Genomic DNA, 22,083 nt, shown 5'->3' on the forward strand with positions numbered 1-22,083 from the left:
CATGACCTCGGTACTGGAGAACGTGGCGATCGACTGTGCGGACGCCTACGAGTTGGCTCGGTTCTGGAGCGCGGTGACCGGTTGCCCGGTACATCCTGATGTGCGGCCGGGCGACCACGAGACTCAAGTGATGCTGCCCGAGGGGCCGGTCCTCTACTTCAACCAGGTGCCGGAGCCCAAGATTGTCAAGAACAGGCTGCATCTGTGCCTGCGGCCGACGACTTCGCGGGAGGCGGAGATCGAGCGGCTGGTGGGCCTCGGAGCGACGTTCGTCGACGATCACCGGAAGCCGGACGGTGCCGGCTGGGCCGTCCTCGCGGATCCGGAGGGCAATGAGTTCTGCGTCCTGCGCAGCGAGTCCGAGCGCGCCGCGATGAGCGAGGGGGGTTCGGTGACGGGAGCGGATTCCGCGGCGCACGCGGAGCTCGGCTCCATGCCCACCGCCGAGTTCGCCTTTCCCGGTCCGTTGCGGGATCGGCTCGTCGCCGCCATCCTCGACGGGGCCAAGACCTCCACCACCGGGCTCGTCGTCGACTACGAGAACGAGGGGGAGGCCCTGCCGGCCGTCGGGGACCGTTCCGTGGTCGTGGACTCCGACGAGCGGCCCGTCGCCGTCATCGAGGTGACCGGTGTACGGGTCGTGCCGCTGGCGGACGTGGACCTCGCCCATGTGGTGGACGAAGGGGAGGGGCACGCCAGCGTGGCCGCATGGCGGGAGGGCCACGAGCGGTTCTGGCACAGCGAGGAGATGCGTGCCGCGTTGGGGGATCCCGGGTTCACCGTGGACGACACGACGCCGGTCGTCCTGGAACGGTTCCGGCTCGTCGCCGACCTTCGACCCGACCACCTTCGTCCCGACCACCTTCGTCCCGACCACCTTCGTCCCGACCACCCTCGACCCGACCACCTTCGCCCCGCCGAGCCGCGGCCCACGTGACCCGTCGGTATCCCCCTGGCTCCCGCGGGGGAACGGCCCCTACCAGTCCCTCAAGTCCACCCGACGCCAACAATGCGGGTCCCCCTGTCCTTCCGTCGGCGTTCCTTCTCGCGGAGCAGGGAAGGGAGCACCGCCTCGATCGCCGTCAGGGGGCCGGAGAGGCGTACGTCCGCTGCCACGATGCCCGGCGCCGAGGGCGGGGCCAGGTAGAGGCGGACGGTGCCGGGGGTCGTGGGAAGGAAGCCGACCAGGGGCAGGAAGGCAGGTCGTCCGTCGCGGGGCAGGTCAGGGACGTGAGAAGGGAGAGCCGGCGGTGGGCGGCGGGTTCCTTCGCCGTCGGGTCTTCCGACGGGGCCAGGTGGATCACCGTCATGCCCATCGTCTCCTCGATGCGGCTCGACGAGTACAGGCGGGTGCCTCGGTGGGCCGCGCGGAGGAGCGCGAGCATGTGGTGCGGGGTGATGGGCTCCCCGGCCTGGGTCAGCGGGATCTCGTAGAGGCGGAAGTCGGGGGGCGCGGCCTTGCGGCGGCCCGTCGCGAGGCGGAGCGCGGGGCGGCCTTCGGGGGCGGGGAGGACGCCTCGTACGTAGTGCTGGAGCCGAAGGGGAGGTGGAGGTAGTGGAGGAGGGTGCGGACCGTGGAGGCCTGGGCCTCCGCCGTCTCGGGGGTGGGGCGGGTCACCGTTTCGTCCGGGGGGCGTTCTGGCGCATGGCGTCACCGTAGTCAAGCCGTCAGGAAGCGGTGAGCCGTCGACGGTCCGCGTGGACCGACCCCGCTCCACGGCCGACCCGAAGTCGGCAGCGCGCGAGGGCTCTTGGCCGACGCCCCCGGATGTCCCCCACCATCCGATCGGCACACACCACGGCCAAGAGCCCCCTTGGAGGCAGGCGGACGAAGGCTTACGCCGTCGCCACCTCGCCCTTCGTCAGCAGCCACTCCTTGTGCAGGGCACCGAGCGGGATCTTCTTCTGGAAGATCGGGGTGCCGAAGATGGAGAGTTGGAGGTTGAGGGTGCCGGTGAGGTCCACGCCGCCGTGGAGGGCCCAGGAGCCCTTCGCCGAGCCGGTGCCGGTCGCGGAGCCCTCGGCCGTGGCGTCGGCCTCGGCGCGCAGGTACGGGGCGAGGTCGGCGGTGACGCCCACCGTGCCGTACAGGCCGATGGTGGCCTCGGCGCCCAGGGCCGCCTTGACCTTGCCGGTGGCGGTGACGGTCGCCTTCAGGGGCTCACCGGTCATGTCGGACTCGCTCACGCCTGTCCAGCCCTTGGCCCAGGTGAAGTTGCCGCCGACGCGGAAGTCGCCCTTCAGGTCCTGTTCGACGTCGACGGTGACGCGGCCGTCGGCGTCCACCTGGAAGTAGCAGACGAGGTCCAGGTTGACGACGATCGGGACGGGGCCGACCTGGATGACGGGGTCGGCGTGGAGTTCGGCGAACGGGACGCGGACCGGCTTGCCGTCGGTCGTACCGGCCGCGCGGCCCTTGAGTGACCACTTCGACGCCCACTCGCCGGTCAGGCCGAGGAACGCACCGCCGGGCGCGGCACCCGTACCGGCTCCGGAGCCGTCGTACGAGAAGGCGACCTCGGGGGCGAGCTGCACGAAGCCCTGGACGGACGCGGCGGCCGAGGCGGGGGCGCCGGCCGCGGTTTCCACGGCGGCGCCCACGTCGATGCGCAGGCTGCCGAGCGGGAGTTTCGCGCCCTTCGGGCCGAAGGTGAGGTCGCCGGTCTTCGCCCAGGAGACCTTCACGCCCTGGACGAGCGGGTCGACGTCCATGGTGGAGGGGTCGACGGGGACCGTGCCGTCCGCCTTGCTCTCGCCCAGGACGGAGTTGAGCTCGGCCGGTTCGGTCTGGACGGTCGTACCGTTGCCGTCCTCCGTCGTGCCGACGATGTCCGTCACCTTGGCGAGCAGACCGTCGGGGGCGCCGGGGGCGGGGGCGCTGGCGATGACATCGCCCACGGCGACGGAGCGCGTACCGGCCGCCGGGGCCGTAGCCGACTGGGAGCCCCGATCCGAGCCCGAGTCCTGCTCCGAACCGGAGTCCGGGTCCTGCTCCGACCCCGAGTCCTGCCCTGACCCCGGGTTCTGCGCCGACCCCGGGTCCCTCTCCGCTCCCGAGTCCCTCTCCGCCCCGGGTCGCGTGGCGTCCGACTTCGACGGTGACGGGCCCGCCGTCGGCTCGGTGTCCTGCGCGGGCGGTGCCGCGATGACCGCGCGGCCGGTCTTCCTGTCGTAGGACGCGACCTTGAGCGTGGACTTCTTCGCCTTGCCCTGGTCTGCGGCGTTCCCGTCGGCCACGGCGGTGGGGGTGGCCCCGTCGGTCGGGGCGGAGACGACGGCGAGTTGTTCCTCGGCCGCCGCGGCCTCGGGGGTCTCGGCCACCGCCGCGCGGGCCTTGTCTGCGGTGGAGGACGAGTCGTGGGAGCAGCCGGTGGCCACCAGGGTGGCGACGGTGATCGCCGAGAGGGCCGAGAGCAGGGCATGTCGTCTGAGCTTGTGCACGCGTGATCCTCGGGATCGGTGTGGTGGGGGGTGCGCTTACACGGGGGCGGCATGACGGCAGGGCCGCGCGCATGACACGGCGACGGCAGATGACCGACGGTTACCGCCCAGTAGCTAAGCATGAGCATGCCAGTCCTGGCGGACGCCGCCATCCACTTCCGGCGGCTCCATGCAGTGATGTGAGTCACACTCGCTGGACAGGGCGGCCCGCACCCTGCCGGATGCCTGGAAATCGGCCGTGAAACGTCTGTCCCCGGTTCCTCACCGCCCTGTTTCCTGAACGGTGGACCCACACGACCAAGGGGACGCAGGGGGACGGACGTATGAGTGAGCTGATAGCCGGGGAGATGCGCAGGCTGAAGAAACAGTCGGGACTCAGCTTCGCCAAGTTGGCGGCGCGGACGCACTACAGCCGGTCGTCCTGGGAGCGGTTCCTCAACGGCAAGAAGCCGGTACCCAGGGAAGCCGTCGAGCAGTTCGCCTCCGTGATGGGGGACGGGGCGGGGGCCCTGCTCTTGATGGAGGGACCCGAGGACGCCGGGCAGGCTGCACAGGCCGGGCCGGCCGCACCGGCCGCACCGGCCGGAGGGCTCTGGCAGTTCGCCGGGTCCGGGGAGTCCCCGGAGTCCGTCGCCGCCGAGGCGGGGTCGGCAGGGGCACGGGTCCACGCGTTGGGGCGGTGGCCGTCCTCCCGTCGGCCGTCACCGGCGGAGTGGTTCGCCGCGGGGATGGCCGTGGGGGCGTTGGCCGTGGCGGCGGCCGGGTGGTGGGCGGAGCGTGCGGGCGGGGCCCGTGGGGCGTTCGGGCGCTGTGCATGTGCCGCCGACGCGGCGGGAGTTCCCCCCGTCGTGTCCCACCGTGTCCCGCATGCCGTCCCCGGCGTCCCGAAGTGGTGGGACGGCGCGTACGACAGGTGAGGCGGGCGGGGTCGCCGTGTCCCACGCCGTCCTGTCCCCTTCCTCTCCTCTGACGGGACGCCTGGTCCCTGCGTGAGGCTGCTGCCGCATGAGCGCCACAGGCCCGGTGGTCACCGGGTGGTGGCGTGGCGCCGCCGCGACGAGTTCGACGCGGGGGTGCGCAACGAGTCCCAGCAGTGCTTCGCAGAGTGGAGGAACTCGGAATGCATCGGATGCTCGTCCGGGGCGGCATCGCCCTCGGTGGCCTGGCGATGGCCGCCGTCGGCACGCTGGCCACGGCCGGCCCCGCGAACGCGGCGTGGTCGGACTGTCCCGCCGGGGCGTTGTGCGCGTACCTCGGCACCAACGGCGCGGGGGACCCCGGCACCGTGTACGGGGACAACAACAACCTGCTCCAGTACAACAAGTTCAACAACGCCGAGTCGCTCTACAACCACGGCAACAACTGCAACGTCCGCATCTTCTCCGGCCTCAACAAGACGGGCTCCAGCTACGTCCTCGACCGCGGCTGGACGAACCCGACCCTCGCCAACACCGTCTGGTGGCACAACGTGGCCTCCAACGACTGGTGCGTGTGAACCACGACGCCGACGCGCCCCGCGAGCGCCGTGGACTCCGCACCGCGGACGCCGTACGGGCCACACGTCTCGTGCACGCCGCGGTGTTCGTGGCGCTGACCGTGGCCGGCTGCTCCCTCCCGGGGGCGGCCGGTCACACCCCGGCGCGTGCGCCGGAGCCGCCCGATGTGCGGCCGCTGTCGGGGGCCGCGTCCTTCCGTCACAGCGAGGCCGTACGCCTGCACGACCTCCAGGAGAAGGCGATCGTGCGGTGCATGGCGGAGCGTGGCCTGCGGTACACGGCGCGGCCCCGGACGGCGTCCGCGCGCGGCGAGGAGACCAACCCGTACGGGCTGCTGGGCGCCCGGCGGGCGAGCACCGACGGGTACGGCATCGTCGGGGAGTTCCTGCATCTGCGGTCCTCGCCGCCCCCGGACGACGAGCCCCGTGACCCGGCCTGGCAGCGGGCCCTTCTCGGGACCGCCGAGCACAAGGTGTCGGTGACGCTCCCGGACGGCTCCCGGCTGGAGTATTCGTCGGACGGCTGCGTCAACGAGGCCCGCGTCGGTGTCTACGGCGCCGGCTGGAACCGGACGGAGCCGGTGGTCGCCGCGCTGTCGGCACGCGTACTGACCGCCGTGGAGAAGCATCCCGACTACCGTGCGGCTGTGCGGCGTTGGTCCTCCTGCATGAGGGAGGCGGGGTATCGGGCGGCCGATCTCCAAGCGGTGCGGAAGCGGTTGAACGACCGGCTGCCGAAGGTCTCCGGCGATCCCTCCGCCCTGAGGGCGCTCGCCCGCGAGGAGATCCGTACGGCGGAGGCGGACGCGCGGTGCCAGGCGGAGACGAAGCTCGCGAGGACCGTGGGCGACGTGCAGCGCGCGGTGGAGAAACGAGTCCTGGGAGCCGACGACCGCAGGGTGGTCGAGCGTCATCTCGCGGCGAAGCGCGCGGTGCTGGGAAAGGTGGGCGCCGGCGGGTCCCACCGGAGGTCAGGAACCGGCGCGCCGGACGTCGACCCGTAGCAGGCGACGCCCGCTCACGGGAAGGGAAGGCGGGGGCACCGGACGACCGTGCCGTCAGGCGGCACGGACCGGTGCCCCCGTGGTCGGGCCGGTCAGCGGTCGAGCTGGCGCCGTTCGGACCCGCCGCTGATCTGGATCTTGCGCGGCTTGGCCTTCTCCGCGATGGGGATGCGCAGCGTGAGGACGCCGGACTCATAGGAGGCGTCGACACGGTCGGCGTCGAGGGTGTCACCGAGGAAGAGCTGACGGGTGAACGTCCCCGTCGGACGCTCGGCGGCGATCAGCTCGGCCCCCTCGGGAGCCGGGGAGCGGCGCTCGGCCCGGACGTTCAGGACGTTGCGCTCCACGTCCAGGTCGATGGTCTCCGGGTCCACGCCCGGGAGGTCGAAGTGGACGATGAAGTCGTCGCCGGCCCGGTAGGCGTCCATCGGCATGACGGCCGGCCGGTTCTCGGTCCCGAACACCTGCTGCGCGAGCCGGTCGAACTCACGGAACGGGTCGGTACGCATGAGCATCACGGGTCACTCCTCTCATCAGGCGCTGGATGCGATGCCCGGAGATGTCCTACACCTTCTTATATAACTCCGGAGAGGAAAGTTGACAAGCCACGACTCAGGTTCAGCGAGCGGAGTGTTAGAAGGGTTAGCCTCGGGGCGGCAGCGGACACAGCTGACGGTGCGACGAGCCAGGAGGCAGAGGATGGCGAAGGTTCCTGCGGCGGCGGTGGCCGCGAGCGGGCTCATCGGCGGGTACGCGGTGGCCCGCTGGACGAAGAAGCGGCAGCTGGGCGGGGCCGTGCTGGCGGTCGCCGGCGTGGCCGCGGCCCAGCAGTGGCAGCGCGCCGCCGGGGGCAGGGCCGCGGGCGCCCTGACCGCCGGGTACGTCGCGGCGTTCGCCGGGTCGCATCCGCTGGCGAAGAAGGTGGGCGCCTGGCCGGCGGTGTTCGGGGTGGCCGGGGCGATGGCGCTGGCGTCCTGGGTGGTGGCCGACCGCCGGGGCTGACGCGAAGCCGCGGAGACGCCGCACAGCAACACACGGAGCCGCGGAGACGCCGCCACGGCGCCACGGCGCCACGGCGCCACGCGGAGCCGCGGAGACCGGAGGGGGGCCGTGCGGGCCGTCGGCTGAGTCGCCTCGTCGTGCGGCTACTCCCCCCGAAAGGCGCGCCGGTACGCGTACGGGCTCGTGCCGACCACCCTCTTGAAACGGTCACGGAAGGCGGTGGGGGAGCCGAAGCCCGCCTGGGTGGCGATGCGGTCGACCGTGTGGTCGGTGGACTCCAGGAGGTACTGGGCCCGGCGGACCCGCGCCCGGTGCAGCCACTGCAGCGGCGTCGTGCCCGTCTGCTCCCGGAAGCGGCGGTTCAGCGTACGGGCGCTGGTGCCGGCGTGGGCGGCGATGTCGTCCAGCGTGAGATCCCGCTCCACGTTCGCCTCCAGCCAGCGCAACAGCGGCTCCAGGGTCGCGCCGGCGGGGGCCGGGGGCTGGTCCTGGACGATGAACTGGGCCTGGCCGCCCTCGCGCTCCAGGGGCATGACGCACATCCGCGCGGTGAACGCGGCGACCGCCGAACCGTAGTCCTTCCTGATCATGTGCAGACACATGTCCAGCGCCGCGGCGGCGCCCGCCGAGGTCAGGAACTGGCCGTTGTCGACGTAGAGGACGTTCGCGTCGACGGTCACCGCGGGGTGCCGGGCGGCCAGGTCGGGGGCCGCGATCCAGTGGGTCGTCGCGCGCAACCCGTCCAGCAGGCCCGTGGCCGCGAAGATGAACGCGCCGACACAGACCGAGGCGATGCGCGTACCGTTCGCCGCCGCCGCGTGCAGCGCCTCCGTCACCCCCGGCGGAAGCGGCGCGGTCGGGTCCGCCGTCCCCGGCAGGATGATCGTGTCGGCCTCCGTCAGCGCCTCCAGCCCGTACGGCGCCCGCACGGTGAACGGCCCCGCCGGCACCTCCGCCTCCCCCGTCGGCGAGCACACCCGCACCCGGTACGCCTCGCGGCCGTCCGGCAGCCGAGCCCACCCGAAGGTGTCGATCGGGGCGGAGAGGTCGAACGGGATGACCTGGTCGAGCGCCAGTACGGCCACGGCGTGCATGGCGGAAGCGTAGGGTTCCGCCGGATTCTCGCCAAGCAGAGGCCCACTGTCCCCGTTCATCACGCGCATCCCTGACGAGAATCCGTTGAGCCCTGGCAATCCCGCCACTTCTACCGGCTCGCCGCGCCCCCTAAGGGCTGTCCCGTAATCCGCGGTGGATCAGCGCACGGCGTCGGATGCGGTGCATCGCAAGGCGGAGGGGCGTCCGCATACTGGATGTATGCGGGCGTTCCGACAACGCGGCGAGGTGCCGTAGCCGGCGTCGTGCGCCCGCCGGGGATTACGGGACAGCCCTTAGCGTCCCAGCGTGACCAAGTTGCTGCTCTCCCTCCACGTCCTCGCCGCGATCGTCGCCGTCGGGCCGATCACGGTCGCTGCCAGCATGTTCCCGCCGAGCGCGCGCAAGGCGCTGGCCGAGCCCGGCAGCGAGCGGGCGGTGTCGTCCCTGCGGCTGCTGCACCGGATCTGCCGGGTGTACGGCGGTGTCGGCATCGCGGTGCCCGCGCTCGGGTTCGCCACGGCGATGAGCATGGGGGTGCTCGGCGACGCCTGGCTGATCGCGTCGATGCTGCTGACGGCGCTCGCGGCGATGGTGCTGCTGGCGCTGGTCCTGCCTCGGCAGGAGGAGATCCTGGAGGAGGTGGCGGCGGCCGAGCCCGTGACCGGCGACAAGGCGGAGGGCAGGAGCGAGGCGGGGCTCGTGGTCGAGGGTGCGGTCACCGTCGGGTCGACGGTGAGCGTGAGGACCACGGCGCGACTCGCCATGTTCACCGGTGTGTTCAACCTGCTGTGGGCCACCGTGACCGTGCTGATGATCGTGCGGCCCGGTTCCACGACGGGGCCCTAGGGGGTCGTGAGAGCCCCGCACAGCCCCCTGGCTCAACCTTGGCCTCACCCCGGCCTTTCGCGATCCGGCCAGGTCGGGGCATGATCCGGCCATGCATCCACAGCAGTCCGCCTCGCAGGCCTACCTCGCCTCCCTGGGGGCCCGTCTCGCCGCCGATGAATGCCGTACCTGGTGGGAGGACTGGGCCGGAGTGCCCGTGCTCGTCGGGCGGCGGGCCGATTTCAAGTGGAGGTGGATGGGGACGAAGCTCCACCTGTTCACCGTGGCGGCGGCCGTCCCGGAGATAACCATCCCGACGATCGCGACGTTCACCGATCAAGTGCTGTCGTACGCGAAGAAGACGAAGGGCGGGCTGCCGGCCGGGCTGCAGAACGGGGTCGCCGCGTTTCCCGTGCTGGTCAGCGATCGGGTGGATCCGGCGGCCGTGCGGTGGGCGGAGGCCGAGCAGCGCAACAAGTGGGCGTGCATGGCCCGCCCGGTCGTGGTGGACAGCGCGCAGCAGTACGTCGGCACGTACCGGGGGACGCCGGCGATCGGGCTGGTGTACTCGTCGCACTTCGAGCGCAAGGCGGCGCAGTACTTCTACGGGTGAAGACTTCTACGGGTGAGCCGGGGGCGCCTGGTAGCTCGGGGGTGCGCGGTTCGTCGGCGGCTACGGGTCCTTCGTGGTTTCTCGCGCAGTTCCCCGCGCCCCTGAAGGCATGGGCCTGGCGGCCCAGCCTTCATCCCTAAAAGCGCCCGGGGCTGCGCCCCGTGCTTTTCAACGGCGCCATCCGGCCGCAGGCCCACCCCTTCCGGGGGAGGGCGGGCCGCAGGCCCGTCCCTCCAGGGGCGCGGGGGGCGCGGGGAACTGCGCGAGAAACCACAGCGCACCCGCACCCGCCGACGAACCGCGCCCCCACGAGCTATAAGGCGCCCGGCCCTCACCCCGCCGCGGACAGCGGCTGCGCGATGTCCTCCAACGACTTCCGCTCCGCCCGCACCGCGAGGAACGCCGCCACCAACCCCGCCGCGCACATCAGCCCCGCGCCGATCTGGAACGCGAGAACCGTGTCGCCGACGGCGCCGGACTCCGTCAGGCCGGCGAAGATGAGCGGCCCGCTGATGCCGCCCGCCGCCGTGCCGATCGCGTAGAAGAAGGCGATGGCCATGGCCCGCGTCTCCATGGGGAAGACCTCCGAGACCGTCAGGTACGCGCTGCTCGCGCCCGCCGACGCGAAGAACAGCACCACGCACCAGCACGCCGTGAGTGTGACCGCGTCCAGGGCACCCCGGTCGAACAGCCAGGCCGTGCCGAAGAGGAGCACGCCCGACAGCAGATACGTCGACGAGATCATCACCCGGCGGCCGACCGTGTCGAAGAGCTTGCCGAGGAGCAGCGGGCCGAGGAAGTTGCCGGCGGCGATGAAGGCGAAGTAGTAGCCGGTGTCGGAGGTCGGGACGTCGTAGAACGTGGTGAGGATCGCGCCGAAGCCGAAGGTGATCGCGTTGTAGAGGAACGCCTGGCCGATGAAGAGGGAGAAGCCGAGGACGGCGCGGCGGCGGTAGCGGGAGAAGACGGTACGGGCGATGGTGCCGAAGCCGACGGTCTCGCGCTGGTGGATCGTCATTTCCCGGGTGGCCGACGGCAGTCGCCGGCCCTTCTCGCCCTCGACCTGCCGCTCGACGTCCGCCACCAGCCGTTCCGCCTCCTGTTCCCGGCCGTGGATCAGCAGCCAGCGGGGGCTCTCCGGCACGTTCCGGCGGACCAGCAGGATCACCAGGCCGAGCACCACACCGAGCGCGAACGTCAGCCGCCAGCCGACGTTCGCCGCGAACAGGTCCGTGTTCAGGGCGACGATCGACAGCAGTGAGCCGCCGATCGCGCCGAGCCAGAAGCTGCCGTTGATGACGATGTCGACGCGGCCCCGGTACTTGGACGGGATCAGCTCGTCGATCGCGGAGTTGATGGCCGCGTACTCGCCGCCGATACCGAAGCCGGTGAGGAAGCGGAAGAGGAAGAACCACCAGGAGGAGAAGGAGACGGCCGTGAGCGCGGTGGCGCCGAGATAGACCGCCAGTGTCACCATGAACAGCTTCTTGCGGCCGAAGCGGTCGGTGAGACGGCCGAAGAAGAGGGCGCCCGCGCAGGCGCCCGCGACGTACAGGGCCGCCGCCGTGCCCGTGACCTGCGCGGAGCTGATCGGCAGACCGCTGCCCCGCTCGGAGAGCCGCCCGGCGATATTGCCGACGACGGTGACCTCCAGGCCGTCGAGGATCCACACCGTGCCGAGTCCGATCACCACCATCCAGTGCCAGCGCGACCAGGGCAGACGGTCCAGGCGTGCGGGTACGGCGGTGGTGATGGTGCCGGATCCCCGCGCTGACTTCCGGTCGGTTACGGCCATCTGTGCGGCTCCCTCCTCCTCGAGCGAACCGCGTTCGAGTGCCCGCCCGAGGGGGGACTACGCACCGCAGCCGGACGTCACACCAACGGTGCACACCCCCCGCTCCCCGCCCGGCGGTTGGCGCCACCCGGCCGGGTTACGCCGCCCGGCGGTTTGCGCCACCCGGCCGGGTCACGCCCCCAGAGCCCGCGACACCGTGTAGATCAGCAACCCGGCCAGCGAACCCACCACCGTGCCGTTGATGCGGATGAACTGCAGGTCACGGCCGATGTTGGCCTCGATCTTCCTCGTGGTGTGCTCGGGGTCCCACGCGGCGACCGTGTCGGTGATCAGGGAGGTGATCTCCTTGCGGTAGGTGGTGACGACGTGGACGGCCGCGTCCTCGATCCACTTGTCGACCTTGGCCTGCGCCGACGGCTCGGTGGCCATCCGCGTGCCCAGCGACAGCAGCGACGCCCGTACCCGCAGCCGCAGTTCGCTGCGCTCGTCCTCGGCCGCGGACACCACCATGGAGCGTACGGCGGTCCAGGCTGAGGCGATGAGATCCTGGACCTCGCCCCGGTCGAGCGCCTCGCTCTTCAGGCGTTCCACCCGCGCGCGGGTGTCGGTGTCGGACTGGAGGTCGGTCGCGAAGTCGGTGAGGAAGCGGTCGAGGGCGCCGCGCGCCGGGTGCGTGGGCGAGTCGCGCATCTCGGTGACGAATCGGAGCAGTTCCTTGTAGACCCGCTCGCCGATCCGCCTGTCGACGAAGCGCGGGGTCCAGCCGGGAGCGCCGCCCTCGACCGCGTCCATGACCTGGTCGTCGTGGAGGATCAGCCAGTTCTGGGCGCGGGCGCAGATCAGATCCACGGCCCGTCTGTGGCCGCCGTCGGCGACGAACCGCTCCAGCATCTTGCCTATGCCGGGCCCGATCTCCTGACCGCTGACCCGCCGGGTGATGGCCTCGCTGACCACGGCCTGGACGTCGGTGTCGCGCAGCACGGTGAGGGCGCCGCGCAGCGCGGTCGCCAGCTCCGCCGTCACCCGGTCGGCGTTCTGCGGCTCGGCGAGCCAGGCGCCGAGACGGCTGCTGATGCCGACGGCCCGCAGCCGCTGCCGTACGACATCCTCGGAGAGGAAGTTCTCCCCGACGAACTCACCGAGGGTGACGCCCAGTTGGTCCTTCTTCCTGGGGATGATGGCGGTGTGCGGGATGGGCAGGCCGAGGGGGTGGCGGAACAGGGCCGTGACGGCGAACCAGTCCGCCAGCGCACCCACCATGCCCGCCTCGGCCGCCGCCGCGACATAGTCCGCCCAGGCTCCCGCGCCCGCGTGCGAGGCCCACTTCGCCAGGACGTACACCACGGCCACGAACAGCAGCAGTCCGGCGGCGGTCACCTTCATCCGCCGGACGCCCCGCTGTTTCTCCTCGTCGGCTGGGCTGAACGTGGTCATCGTGCGATGCGACACACGGGACCCGCCGGAACCGCCCGGAGCGTGCGTCGACGCCCGCGCGCCCGGCGTGGTGTCCGTCACCTGGTTCACGGGGGCGCCAGGGAGGCCACGCCGCCCTGGCGTTCCGTTGTCTTCCGGTTTCGTACGGTCCATTCACTCCACCCGTTCCTGTCCCCCGTACACATTGTCCCTTTCTCGGTCCCTTGGTGACCTACTGCACGATCTACTCCTGGAACGCAACAGGAGTTCCCCGCGTCTGTCCGGACGGGGGAACCGATGGGGGTTCTCACTGACCGCCCCCATCCCATGCCGCATCATGGGGTGATCACATCGGAGCCTCGGGGCTCCACTGCCCGAGGAGCCACACACCGCATGACCAAGCGTCACGGTTATGCACTGCTGGCGGCCATGGCCGCCCTGATCGTCGCCATCTCGGCGGCCATATACGCCGGAGTCGGCATCGACGACGGCACCCGGCAGCGGGAGACCTACACCCGCGCCGAGCGCAACCCCGTCGCCCCCGCCTCCACCGGAGTGTGGGTGGGCGCCTGGTCGGCCTCGCCGAGCGGGGCGGAGCCGGGCACCGAGACAGCGGGCCTCGCGGGCCGCTCGGTGCGCAACGTGGTGCACACCTCCGCCGCCGGTACGAGTGCCCGCGTCACGCTGTCCAATCTCTACGGCCAGCAGCCGCTGACCGTCACCCACGCCTCGCTCGCGCTCGCCGCCGCCGTGAACAGCCCGGCCGCAGCGGCCGACACCATGCGCCGGCTCACCTTCGGCGGACGTACGACCGTGGTCATCGCCGCCGGTCAGCAGGTGGTCAGCGATGTCGTACGGATCGCGATCCCGCACGACAGCGATGTCCTGATCACCACCTACTCGCCCACCCCGTCCGGGCCCACCACCTATCACGCGCACGCCCGGCAGATCTCGTACACCGCCGAGGGCAACCAGGCCGCGGACGTCACCGGGACGCCGTACACCACGCAGACCATGCACTGGCGGTACGTCACCGCGCTGGATGTGCTGAGCAAGGAGTCCGAGGGCACCGTCGTCGTCCTCGGCGACTCGCTGACCGACGGGATCACCTCGACCGTCGGCGAGAACCGCCGCTGGACGGACGTCCTCGCCGGCCGGCTCCGGGCCGCCGCCGGTTCCTCCGACGTGCCCCGCTACAGCGTCGTCAACCAGGGCATCAGCGGCAACCAGGTCCTCGCCAACGGGCGCGGCCGTCCGGCCGACAACCCCAGCGGCCTGTCCCGCTTCCCGCGTGACGTGCTCGGCCGTACCGGCGTCAAGGCCGTCGTCATCGACCTCGGCGTCAACGACATCCTGAAGAACCCCGGCCAGGCCGACCCCGACGCGATCGTCGCCGGCCTGCGTGACCTCGTCGAGCAGGCCCACGCCCGCGGCCTGCGCGTCGTCGGCGCCACCCTCATGCCGTTCCACGGCCACCGCGGCTACACCGAGCAGCGGGACGCCGTGCGCCAGGCCGTCAACGACCGCATCCGCTCCGGCAAGGTCTTCGACGCGGTCGTCGACTTCGACAAGGCGCTCGGCGACCCGTACGCCCCCCGCCGCCTGCGTTCCGACTACGACTCGGGGGACCACCTCCACCCGAGCGACAAGGGGTACGAGCGGATGGGGCAGGTCTTCGACCTGAAGACACTGAAGGGCGCGGTGCCGGCGGAGCTGTAGGCCGGCCGCCTCCCCGGTGCGGGGCGGCCCGGTCGCCTCAGTGCCCCCTGCCCAGCTCTCGACGGGCCTGGCGGCGCTCCAGCCGTTCCTGTCGCCGGGCCTCCTTCAGCCGTTGCCGCTCGGCCTTGGGGAGCTTGCGCTCGACGCCGACGCCGCCCCAGAAGGCGAACCCGGTGATGATCACGCGAGGGGCGCCTGGCTGGCCCGGTTCGCCCTCCTCGCGGTGGTCGAAACCGCCCATGATGCCGATGCCCCGGACGACGACCTCGACACCGGGCGGCACGATCACATTGATCCCGCCCATGACGGCCACGCAGTTGATGGTGACCTCACGCTCGGCGAAGCAGGCGTCCCGCAGGTCGAGTTCACCGCCGCCCCAGAACGCCAGACAGTCGAACCGCGCGGGCACCGTCCAGCTGCCCTTGCGTTCGAAGCCGGACATGATCGCCACGCCCCACGTGGACGAGCCCTGCCCGCCGACGATCCGCTCGGCCCAACCGCCGCTCTCCGCGGTCCCCTTCACCAGGGAGACCGACGGCGGCGCGACCGTCCCGGCGCCCGGCAGGTCACGGGTGATCGGCGCCAGCTCGCCATAGGTGCGCGCCTTGTAGGTCGCGTCCAGCCGCTCCCCGAACTCCTCCATGTCGAGCCGCCCCTCCGCGAGGGCGTCCCGCAACTGCTCGGCGACCCGTTCGCGGTCGGCGTCGGAGGCACGAAGGTCCGCGGCGGCAGGCAGGTCCGGGAGATCGTCCGTCATACGCCTCAGCCTACGAGGAACCCCGGCCCCCGGCTACGAGACCGACTGCCCCGTCTCCCCCACCCGCTCCGCCTGCTGCGCGTACATCTGGGCGATCACCGCCTCGATGTCCGGCTCCCGGACCGACAGGTCCACCAGCGGATACTCGGACGCGATCCGCGCCACCAGCGGCGCCGCCGACTCCGACGCCGGGAACGCCAGCCACTGCCGGGGCCCCTCCACCCGTACGACACGGGCGGGCGCCGCCTCGATCGGGGGCAGCTCACGCTCCAGGTCGACGACGAGGGTCCGCTCGCTCTCCCCCACCTCGTGCAGCCCCGTCAGCGGACCGTCGTACATCAGACGGCCGTGGTCGATGACCATCACCCGGCGGCACAGCTGCTCGATGTCCTGGAGGTCGTGCGTGGTGAGAAGCACGGTCGTGCCACGCTCGGTGTTGAGGTCCCTGAGGAACTCACGGACCTTCGCCTTGCTGATGACGTCGAGCCCGATCGTCGGCTCGTCCAGGTACAGCACCTCGGGGTCGTGCAGCAGCGCGGCCGCGATGTCGCCGCGCATGCGCTGGCCGAGGGAGAGCTGCCGGACGGGCACGTCCAGCAGGGCGCCGAGTTCGAGGAGTTCGACACAGCGGTCGAGGTTCTCCCGGTAACGGGCGTCGGGGACCCGGTACATACGGTGCATCAGCCGGTACGAGTCGATGAGCGGGAGATCCCACCAGAGGGTCGTGCGCTGCCCGAAGACGACACCGATCCGGCGGGCGAGGCGCGTCCGTTCACGGGACGGGTCGATGCCCGCGACCCGCAGCCGGCCGCCGCTCGGGGTCAGGATGCCCGTCAGCATCTTGATGGTGGTCGACTTCCCGGCGCCGTTCGGGCCGATGTACCCGACCATCTCGCCGCGCGGCACGGTGAAGGAGATCGAGTCCACGGCCCGCACCTCGCGCCGCTCCCGCCGCAGGAACCCGGTCTTCCTGCGGACGTCGAAGACCTTCTCGACCCGGTCGAGTTCGATGAACCGGTCATTCATGTCGGGTGCGTGCCCCTGTCGCTCGTCGGTGTGCTCGCGCCGGTACCCGTCCTTGTCCCGGCCCCTGTCCACATGTCCTCAACTCCCCGTGCTCCGGTACGAACGCAGCCCCGCCCGCCACGCCGCTCCGGCGAGCGCGCAGCAGCCCGCCGCCACCAGCACAGGCGCGAACGCCAGCCAGTGGGGCACGTCCAGCGGGTAGGGGCGGCCCAGGACGTACAGCCCGGGCAGCCAGTTGACGAAGGCGAGCGGCAGCACGAACGTCACCCCGCGCACCAGGTCCTTGGCGAAGAGGGCCGGCGGGTACTGCAGGAGCGTGGCACCGCCGTACGTGAAGGCGTTCTGCACCTCGGAGGCGTCCTGCGCGACGAACTGGAAGGCCGCGCCCCCGACGAACACCGCCGCGAAGATGGCCCCGCCGCTGACCACCATCATCGGCAGCATCAGCACCTTCAGCGGCGTCCAGGCGATGTCGAGCGTGGCCAGGGCGTAGCCGAGGACCAGGGCACCCTGGGTGACCCGGCCGAGGCGCCGCAGCGCGAACTTGTCGGCGGCGACCTGGGCGAGCACCGGAGCGGGCCGGACGAGCAGGGTGTCCAGCGTGCCGTCCCGGACCCGGCGCCCGAGCCGGTCCATGGAACCGATCATCAGGTCGGCGAGACCGAAGGCCATCGCGGAGGTGCCGTACAGCAGGGCGATCTCGGACAGGGCGAAGCCGCCCAACTCGTCGACCTGGGAGAACATCAGCAGGATCGCGACGAAGTCGAAGGCGGTGGCGGCGAAGTTGCCGAAGGCCGTCATCGCGAAGGAGGCGCGGTAGGCCATCGTGGAGCGGATCCACATGGCGGCGATCATGCGATAGACGCGCAGCCCGTCCCGTAGACGGCTGTACGGGCCGTACGCGCCGAACGGGTCCTCCGCGGCCCTCGTCACCGGGCGCTCGTCGAGGTCAGCCACCCTGGACCACCACCTTCCGAGTCGCCGCCGACTGGATCAGCCGCCCCACCGCCAGCAGGACGACCGCCCAGCCGGCCTGGAACGCGAACGTTCCCCACGCGTCGGCCTCGCCCAGCAGCACGTCGGCGGGCGCCTGGAGCAGCGCGGACCACGGCAGGAGGCGGGCGAGGTCGCCGAGGACGCCGGGGAAGACGTTCAGCGGGAGCAGCATGCCGGAGAAGAAGACGCCCGTGAGCCAGGTGATCTGCATCGCTCCGGCGCCGTCGAGGAGCCAGAACGCCCACAGGGCGACGATGTATCGGATCGCGAAGCTGACGAGGGCACCGAGGGCGACCGCGACGAGGCAGGCGAGCCAGGGCAGGGCACTGGACGGCAGCGCGAGATCGAAGAAGAGGGCGCCGCACAGCATGGGGACGACACCGCGTCCGAGCAGTTGGAACAGGGCCCGGCCCAGGTCGGCGGCGAGCCACCACAGCTGGAGGTCGGCGGGCCGGTACAGGTCGACCGCGATGTCGCCCGTACGGATTCGCTCGATGAGCTCCTCCTCGAAACCGGCGCTTCCCAGCACCATGACCGCGAACATCGCCTGGCCGACCCACACATAGGTGAGTGCCTGCGCCTGGTCGTAACCGCCCAGGTGGGGCTTCTCGTGCCAGAGGGCGATGTAGGTGTATGCGAGGATGAAGCCGAAGACGGTGTTGGTGAACACCCCAGCCGCGGTGGCCACCCGATACGTCGCGTACCGCCTGAAGCCACCGGCGGCGACGGCGGCGTACAACCGCCCAGTGCCCACGAGGAAACCCCCATCCGCTGCGAGAAGTCAGGCGAAAGACCCAGGCCACGGCCGATCCGGGCCGAAGCGCGAAAGCCTAGTCCGCGGCCGGAGCGGTGTGCCAGGCGTTTTCGGGCCGGGTGGTGGTGCCCCCGGGGCGTACGGGGCGCGTGCCGGCATTCGGGAACGGATCGGCCGGTACGAGAGTCTTCACTCAGGGGCGCAGAACTTGCCCGGAGCGGGCGCAAAGCGTACGAGGCCGTACGGAAATGAACGTACGACGCGGAAACAGGAGCACGGCAGCACGATGAGCGACGAGCCGCAGCCGAAGCGGAACGGCCCGGGCTGGGCACCGAGAGAACCGGAGCGCCGGACCCCGGGCACGCCCCCGGACCCGGCCCGGCCCCGCCCGGGTACGACACCGGAGCCCACGACGCCCGGCCCCAGGCCCGGCCCGGCCAGCGGCGGACAGCCGGCCTCGGCACCCGGCGACAACCGCTCGACGGCAAGCGACGCGAAGCCCGGCCGCCAGCCCGGCGACGGACCGACCCCGGCCTCGGACGACGACCGCAGTGACGGGCCGTCGGCGACGAGCGGCGCATCCGGCGGACGGCCGGACTCCACGGACGGCGGGCGCCCCGGCCGGCCCACCGGCAGTCGGCCGGACTCGGCTTCGGCCAACGGCCCCTCCCGGCCCTCGGGCGGACGACCGGACTCAGCACCGGGCGGACGCTCCGGCTCGGCGAGCGACGGAAGGCCCGGCGGCGTGGACTCCGCGACGCCCGCAGGCGGACGGCCGGGCTCAGCACCGGGCAAGCAGTCCGGCTCGGCGAGCGACGGACAGCAGACCTCGGCAACGCAGGGCGGCCCCGGCCGCCCCTCAGCCGCACGGCCGAACCCGGCGGCAGACGGCCGGCCCGGCCGTCAGACCGACGGACGGCCGGACTCCGCGGACGGCGGACGCCTCGGCGGCCCCGCCGGCACACGCCCCGACCCGGCAGCGGGCAGCGCGCCAGGCGGACAGACCGGCGGACGGCCGGACTCGGCGGACGGCGGGCGTACCGGCCGGCAGACCGGCGGACAGCCCGACTCGACGAACGGCGGGCGTACCGGCCGGCAGACCGGCGGACAGCCCGACTCGGCGGACGGCGGGCGTACCGGCCGGCAGACCGGCGGTTCACCGGTCTCCGGGGCCGAGGGTGGCGACGGCGGCCGGCGGGGCGGCTCCGCGGGCCGGGGGAAGTCGCTCTCGCCCGGCGCCGGGGCATCCGCAGGCGGCGCGGCCGCCCGGACCTCCGGCGGGGCCGGGGCCCCGGAGAGTGACGCCGAGCTCACCATGCCGCTGAGCCTCACGCGTCCCGGGAAGTCCGGTTCTGCGCCCGGCGGGAAGCCCGGCGCCGCGGGCGGTGGCAAGTCCGGTGCCGCGGGCGCCGGGGCATCCGGCGCAGCCGGTTCCAAGGCTTCCGGCGCCACCGGTGCCGGCACCTCCGGTGCCGCGGCGGCCGCGCGTACGGCCGGTGGCCCGGCGGCGGGCGACGCCGAGATGACCATGACCCTGGGTGTCACGCGCCCGGGTGCGAAGCCCGGCGGCAAGCGGCCCGGAAAGCCCGGTGACGCGGCGGCAGCCGGCGCGACCGGGACGGCTGCCGCAGCCGGTGCGGCCTCGGCGGCGGCCGGCGGTGTGCGTGGGGGGAAGACCGGTGTCACCAGTGGCCTGGCGGCAGCCGGGGCCACGGGCGGCGCCGCCGGCGCGGCAACCGGTGGCGGCACGGCGACCGCCGTCATCCCCGCTGTCGCACCCGAAGCCACCCCGGCCGGCGGCGGCAAGGGGAAGAAGCCGAAGCGGCCCAAGCGGACCGGATGGCGGCGGCTGTTCCCGACCTGGCGCATGGTGCTCGGCAGCTTCGTGATCGTGACCATGCTGATCATCGGCGGTTTCGTGCTGGGCTACAACCTGGTCCACATCCCGAAGCCGCAGGAACTCGCGACCAAGCAGAGCAACGTGTACCTGTACGCGGACGGCTCCCAGATCGCCCGTGACGGCGAGGTCAACCGCGAGAACGTCCCCCTGTCGAAGGTCTCCAAGGCCGCCCAGCACGCCGTACTGGCCGCCGAGGACCGCGACTTCTACACCGAGTCCGCCGTCGATCCCAAGGCGATGATCCGCGCCGCCTGGAACACCGCGACCGGCAAGGGCAAGCAGTCCGGGTCGACGATCACCCAGCAGTACGTGAAGAACTACTACCTGGCCCAGGACCAGACCGTCACCCGCAAGGTGAAGGAGTTCTTCATCGCGATCAAGCTGGACCGCGAGGTCACCAAGGACGAGATCCTGGAGGGCTACCTCAACACCAGCTTCTTCGGCCGCAACGCCTACGGCATCCAGGCAGCGGCCCAGGCCTACTACGGCGTCGACGCCGACGAACTCACCCCCCAGCAGGGCGCCTACCTCGCCGCGCTCGTCAACGCGCCGAGCATGTACGACGTCGTCGCCCACCCGGAGAACAAGGGCGCGGCCGTCGCCCGCTGGAACTACGTCCTCGACGGCATGGTCAAGGAGGGCTGGCTCAAGCAGTCCGAGCGCACCGGCATGAAGTTCGAGATGCCGAAGCAGACCACCACGTCGACCGCCTTCTCCGGGCAGCGCGGCTACCTGGTCGAGGCCATCAAGTCGTACCTCATCGAGCACAAGATCATCGACGAGGAGGCGCTGGAGAACGGCGGTGGCTACCGCATCACCACCACCATCCAGCCGAAGATGCAGGACGCGTTCATCAAGGCCGTCGACGACAACCTGATGGACAAGCTCGACAAGAAGAACCGCAAGGCCGACAACTACGTCCGCGCCGGCGGTGTCTCCATAGACCCGAAGACCGGCAAGGTCATCGCGATGTACGGCGGCATCGACTACACCAAGCAGTACGTCAACAACGCCACCCGGCGTGACTACCAGGTCGGTTCGACGTTCAAGCCGTTCGTGTTCACCGCGGCCGTGGAGAACAACTCCAACACCCAGTCCGGTCAGGCGATCACCCCGAACACCATCTACGACGGCTCCAGCGAGCGCCCGGTGGTCGGCTGGCCCGGCGAGGCGTACGCCCCCGAGAACGAGGACTACGTCGACTACGGCAACATCACGGTCCGCCAGGCCACCGACAAGTCCGTGAACTCGGTGTACGCGCAGATGGCCGTGGACGTCGGCCCGGACAAGGTCAAGCAGACCGCGATCGACCTGGGCGTGCCGAAGAGCACCCCGGACCTGAACCCGTACCCGTCCATCGCGCTGGGCACGGCCACCGCGAGCGTGCTCGACATGGCGGAGGCGTACGCCACCCTCGCCAACCACGGCCGGCACGGCACGTACACGATGATCGAGCGGATCAGCAAGGACGGCCAGCAGATAAAGCTCCCCTCGACGGACCCACAGCAGGCCGTCAGCCGTCAGGCCGCCGACACCACCACGTCCGTCCTGCGGAGCGTGGTCCAGGGCGGTACGGCCACCGCCGCGCAGGCGTCCGGCCACCCGGCCGCCGGCAAGACCGGTACGGCCGAGGAGGACAAGGCGGCCTGGTTCGCCGGCTACACCCCGGACCTCGCCACCGTCGTCTCCGTGATGGGCCAGGACCCCAAGACGGGCGTCCACAAGCCGCTGTACGGGGCCATGGGCCTGCAACGCATCAACGGCGGCGGGGCGCCCACGGAGATCTGGGCGCAGTTCACCAAGGCGGCCCTGAAGGGCAAGAAGGTCAAGGACTTCGACCTGGAGCTCCAGGAGGGCGCGGACGTGGTCGTGGTGCCGCCGAGCACCCCGCCGGACGAGCCCGGCGCCACCGGTGACGAGGGAGACGGCGGCACCACGGGCGGCGAGGAGACGGCCGGCCAGACGGACGGCGGCACCACGGGCGCCCCCACCGACCCGGGCGCCACCACGGGCGGCGCCGACACGACGACGACCGGCGGCGCGACCACCGGCGGCGGAACCACGACCGGAGGCGGAACCACCGACGGCGGTACGGACACCGGGGGCGGAGGCACGACGGACGGCGGGACCGCCACCGGAGGGGGCCCGACCACCGGGGGCGGCACGACCGACGGCGGTGGAGCGGCCAACGGAGGCGGTACGTCGGAGGGGACGATCCCATGACGGCGGGCCGCCGGGGCCGATAGCG

General features: G+C 71.9%; 18 protein-coding genes and 2 pseudogenes. 10 read left to right on the forward strand and 10 right to left on the reverse strand.

Annotated elements, in window-relative coordinates:
* Position 1: 1 nt before the first annotated feature.
* Positions 2–376 (forward strand): annotated as a pseudogene (locus ACZ43N_RS17740) (VOC family protein); the annotation flags it as partial.
* Positions 374–838: pseudogene (locus tag ACZ43N_RS17745) on the forward strand (ASCH domain-containing protein); the annotation flags it as partial. The pseudogenes ACZ43N_RS17740 and ACZ43N_RS17745, both read left to right, overlap by 3 nt.
* 998 nt (positions 839–1,836) lie before the next feature.
* Here the strand turns inward: ACZ43N_RS17745 and ACZ43N_RS17750 are convergent.
* Positions 1,837–3,441 carry a hypothetical protein gene (locus ACZ43N_RS17750; RefSeq protein ID WP_468098430.1) on the reverse strand — a complete coding sequence of 535 codons (1,605 nt, stop codon included), beginning with the start codon at positions 3,439–3,441 and terminating at the stop codon, positions 1,837–1,839.
* Between the two features lie 323 nt (positions 3,442–3,764).
* Here ACZ43N_RS17750 and ACZ43N_RS17755 point away from each other — a divergent pair, with 323 nt between their 5' ends.
* The 3 genes from ACZ43N_RS17755 (at position 3,765) to ACZ43N_RS17765 (ending at position 5,940) form a co-directional block, all read left to right on the forward strand.
* Complete coding sequence (locus ACZ43N_RS17755; protein WP_468098432.1) at positions 3,765–4,358, forward strand: helix-turn-helix domain-containing protein; 594 nt, start codon at positions 3,765–3,767, stop codon at positions 4,356–4,358.
* A 203-nt stretch (positions 4,359–4,561) separates the two neighbouring features.
* Positions 4,562–4,936, forward strand: a complete 375-nt coding sequence (locus ACZ43N_RS17760; RefSeq protein WP_107464305.1) for a peptidase inhibitor family I36 protein — start codon at positions 4,562–4,564, stop codon at positions 4,934–4,936.
* A complete protein-coding gene (locus ACZ43N_RS17765; RefSeq protein WP_468098434.1) occupies positions 4,933–5,940 on the forward strand; it encodes a hypothetical protein in 1,008 nt (335 codons plus the stop codon). Before ACZ43N_RS17760 ends, ACZ43N_RS17765 begins: the two co-directional genes overlap by 4 nt.
* 92 nt (positions 5,941–6,032) lie before the next feature.
* Here the strand turns inward: ACZ43N_RS17765 and ACZ43N_RS17770 are convergent, their stop codons facing one another.
* A complete protein-coding gene (locus ACZ43N_RS17770) occupies positions 6,033–6,455 on the reverse strand; it encodes an Hsp20/alpha crystallin family protein (protein ID WP_468098435.1) in 423 nt (140 codons plus the stop codon).
* A 184-nt stretch (positions 6,456–6,639) separates the two neighbouring features.
* Between ACZ43N_RS17770 and ACZ43N_RS17775 the strand changes: the two genes are divergently transcribed.
* Positions 6,640–6,942 carry a hypothetical protein gene (locus ACZ43N_RS17775; RefSeq protein ID WP_468098437.1) on the forward strand — a complete coding sequence of 101 codons (303 nt, stop codon included), beginning with the start codon at positions 6,640–6,642 and terminating at the stop codon, positions 6,940–6,942.
* Positions 6,943–7,085: 143 nt separating this feature from the next.
* On the opposite strand, the gene ACZ43N_RS17780 is transcribed toward ACZ43N_RS17775, so the two are convergent.
* A complete protein-coding gene (locus ACZ43N_RS17780; protein WP_468098439.1) occupies positions 7,086–8,036 on the reverse strand; it encodes a GlxA family transcriptional regulator in 951 nt (316 codons plus the stop codon).
* Between the two features lie 307 nt (positions 8,037–8,343).
* Here ACZ43N_RS17780 and ACZ43N_RS17785 point away from each other — a divergent pair, with 307 nt between their 5' ends.
* Positions 8,344–8,883, forward strand: a complete 540-nt coding sequence (locus ACZ43N_RS17785) for a protease (protein WP_468098441.1) — start codon at positions 8,344–8,346, stop codon at positions 8,881–8,883.
* Positions 8,884–8,974: 91 nt separating this feature from the next.
* Complete coding sequence (locus tag ACZ43N_RS17790) at positions 8,975–9,475, forward strand: levansucrase (protein WP_468098442.1); 501 nt, start codon at positions 8,975–8,977, stop codon at positions 9,473–9,475.
* 331 nt (positions 9,476–9,806) lie between these two features.
* Here ACZ43N_RS17790 and ACZ43N_RS17795 read toward each other — a convergent pair whose 3' ends face one another.
* Together ACZ43N_RS17795 and ACZ43N_RS17800 are read right to left on the reverse strand one after the other, a co-directional pair.
* A complete protein-coding gene (locus ACZ43N_RS17795; RefSeq protein WP_468098444.1) occupies positions 9,807–11,270 on the reverse strand; it encodes an MFS transporter in 1,464 nt (487 codons plus the stop codon).
* A gap of 171 nt (positions 11,271–11,441) precedes the next feature.
* Complete coding sequence (locus ACZ43N_RS17800; protein ID WP_468098445.1) at positions 11,442–12,704, reverse strand: DUF445 domain-containing protein; 1,263 nt, start codon at positions 12,702–12,704, stop codon at positions 11,442–11,444.
* Positions 12,705–13,076: 372 nt separating this feature from the next.
* Here ACZ43N_RS17800 and ACZ43N_RS17805 point away from each other — a divergent pair, with 372 nt between their 5' ends.
* Entirely contained in the window at positions 13,077–14,402 is a 1,326-nt protein-coding gene (locus ACZ43N_RS17805; protein WP_468098447.1) for an SGNH/GDSL hydrolase family protein, read from the forward strand.
* A 37-nt stretch (positions 14,403–14,439) separates the two neighbouring features.
* Here ACZ43N_RS17805 and ACZ43N_RS17810 read toward each other — a convergent pair whose 3' ends face one another.
* The 5 genes from ACZ43N_RS17810 to ACZ43N_RS17830 all read right to left on the reverse strand — a co-directional run bounded on the left by ACZ43N_RS17810 (position 14,440) and on the right by ACZ43N_RS17830 (position 18,595).
* Positions 14,440–15,159 carry a DUF1707 SHOCT-like domain-containing protein gene (locus ACZ43N_RS17810; RefSeq protein WP_468098448.1) on the reverse strand — a complete coding sequence of 240 codons (720 nt, stop codon included), beginning with the start codon at positions 15,157–15,159 and terminating at the stop codon, positions 14,440–14,442.
* A 33-nt stretch (positions 15,160–15,192) separates the two neighbouring features.
* Positions 15,193–16,185: an ABC transporter ATP-binding protein gene (locus ACZ43N_RS17815; RefSeq protein WP_468098450.1), complete on the reverse strand. Its 993-nt coding sequence runs from the start codon at positions 16,183–16,185 to the stop codon at positions 15,193–15,195.
* A gap of 78 nt (positions 16,186–16,263) precedes the next feature.
* Positions 16,264–17,118: an ABC transporter permease gene (locus ACZ43N_RS17820; protein ID WP_468098633.1), complete on the reverse strand. Its 855-nt coding sequence runs from the start codon at positions 17,116–17,118 to the stop codon at positions 16,264–16,266.
* A gap of 16 nt (positions 17,119–17,134) precedes the next feature.
* Positions 17,135–17,935 carry an ABC transporter permease gene (locus ACZ43N_RS17825; protein WP_468098451.1) on the reverse strand — a complete coding sequence of 267 codons (801 nt, stop codon included), beginning with the start codon at positions 17,933–17,935 and terminating at the stop codon, positions 17,135–17,137.
* 189 nt (positions 17,936–18,124) lie between these two features.
* The gene (locus ACZ43N_RS17830) at positions 18,125–18,595 is read right to left on the reverse strand and encodes a hypothetical protein (RefSeq protein WP_468098452.1); all 471 of its coding nucleotides are present in this window, start codon (positions 18,593–18,595) and stop codon (positions 18,125–18,127) included.
* 862 nt (positions 18,596–19,457) lie between these two features.
* Between ACZ43N_RS17830 and ACZ43N_RS17835 the strand changes: the two genes are divergently transcribed.
* Positions 19,458–22,058 carry a transglycosylase domain-containing protein gene (locus ACZ43N_RS17835; RefSeq protein ID WP_468098634.1) on the forward strand — a complete coding sequence of 867 codons (2,601 nt, stop codon included), beginning with the start codon at positions 19,458–19,460 and terminating at the stop codon, positions 22,056–22,058.
* The last annotated feature ends 25 nt before the right edge of the window (positions 22,059–22,083 follow it).

Source organism: Streptomyces sp. NPDC030814, from assembly GCF_055572155.1.

What these genes read in the sequence shown, in the direction of transcription:
- ACZ43N_RS17755 (WP_468098432.1), top strand. Translation starts at nt 3,765, where the DNA reads ATGAGTGAGCTGATAGCCGGGGAGATGCGCAGGCTGAAGAAACAGTCG.
- ACZ43N_RS17780 (WP_468098439.1), bottom strand. Translation starts at nt 8,036, where the DNA reads ATGCACGCCGTGGCCGTACTGGCGCTCGACCAGGTCATCCCGTTCGAC.
- ACZ43N_RS17805 (WP_468098447.1), top strand. Translation starts at nt 13,077, where the DNA reads ATGACCAAGCGTCACGGTTATGCACTGCTGGCGGCCATGGCCGCCCTG.
- ACZ43N_RS17810 (WP_468098448.1), bottom strand. Translation starts at nt 15,159, where the DNA reads ATGACGGACGATCTCCCGGACCTGCCTGCCGCCGCGGACCTTCGTGCC.
- ACZ43N_RS17835 (WP_468098634.1), top strand. Translation starts at nt 19,458, where the DNA reads ATGACCATGACCCTGGGTGTCACGCGCCCGGGTGCGAAGCCCGGCGGC.
- ACZ43N_RS17800 (WP_468098445.1), bottom strand. Translation starts at nt 12,704, where the DNA reads ATGACCACGTTCAGCCCAGCCGACGAGGAGAAACAGCGGGGCGTCCGG.
- ACZ43N_RS17775 (WP_468098437.1), top strand. Translation starts at nt 6,640, where the DNA reads ATGGCGAAGGTTCCTGCGGCGGCGGTGGCCGCGAGCGGGCTCATCGGC.
- ACZ43N_RS17770 (WP_468098435.1), bottom strand. Translation starts at nt 6,455, where the DNA reads ATGCTCATGCGTACCGACCCGTTCCGTGAGTTCGACCGGCTCGCGCAG.
- ACZ43N_RS17790 (WP_468098442.1), top strand. Translation starts at nt 8,975, where the DNA reads ATGCATCCACAGCAGTCCGCCTCGCAGGCCTACCTCGCCTCCCTGGGG.
- ACZ43N_RS17795 (WP_468098444.1), bottom strand. Translation starts at nt 11,270, where the DNA reads ATGGCCGTAACCGACCGGAAGTCAGCGCGGGGATCCGGCACCATCACC.
- ACZ43N_RS17760 (WP_107464305.1), top strand. Translation starts at nt 4,562, where the DNA reads ATGCATCGGATGCTCGTCCGGGGCGGCATCGCCCTCGGTGGCCTGGCG.
- ACZ43N_RS17815 (WP_468098450.1), bottom strand. Translation starts at nt 16,185, where the DNA reads ATGAATGACCGGTTCATCGAACTCGACCGGGTCGAGAAGGTCTTCGAC.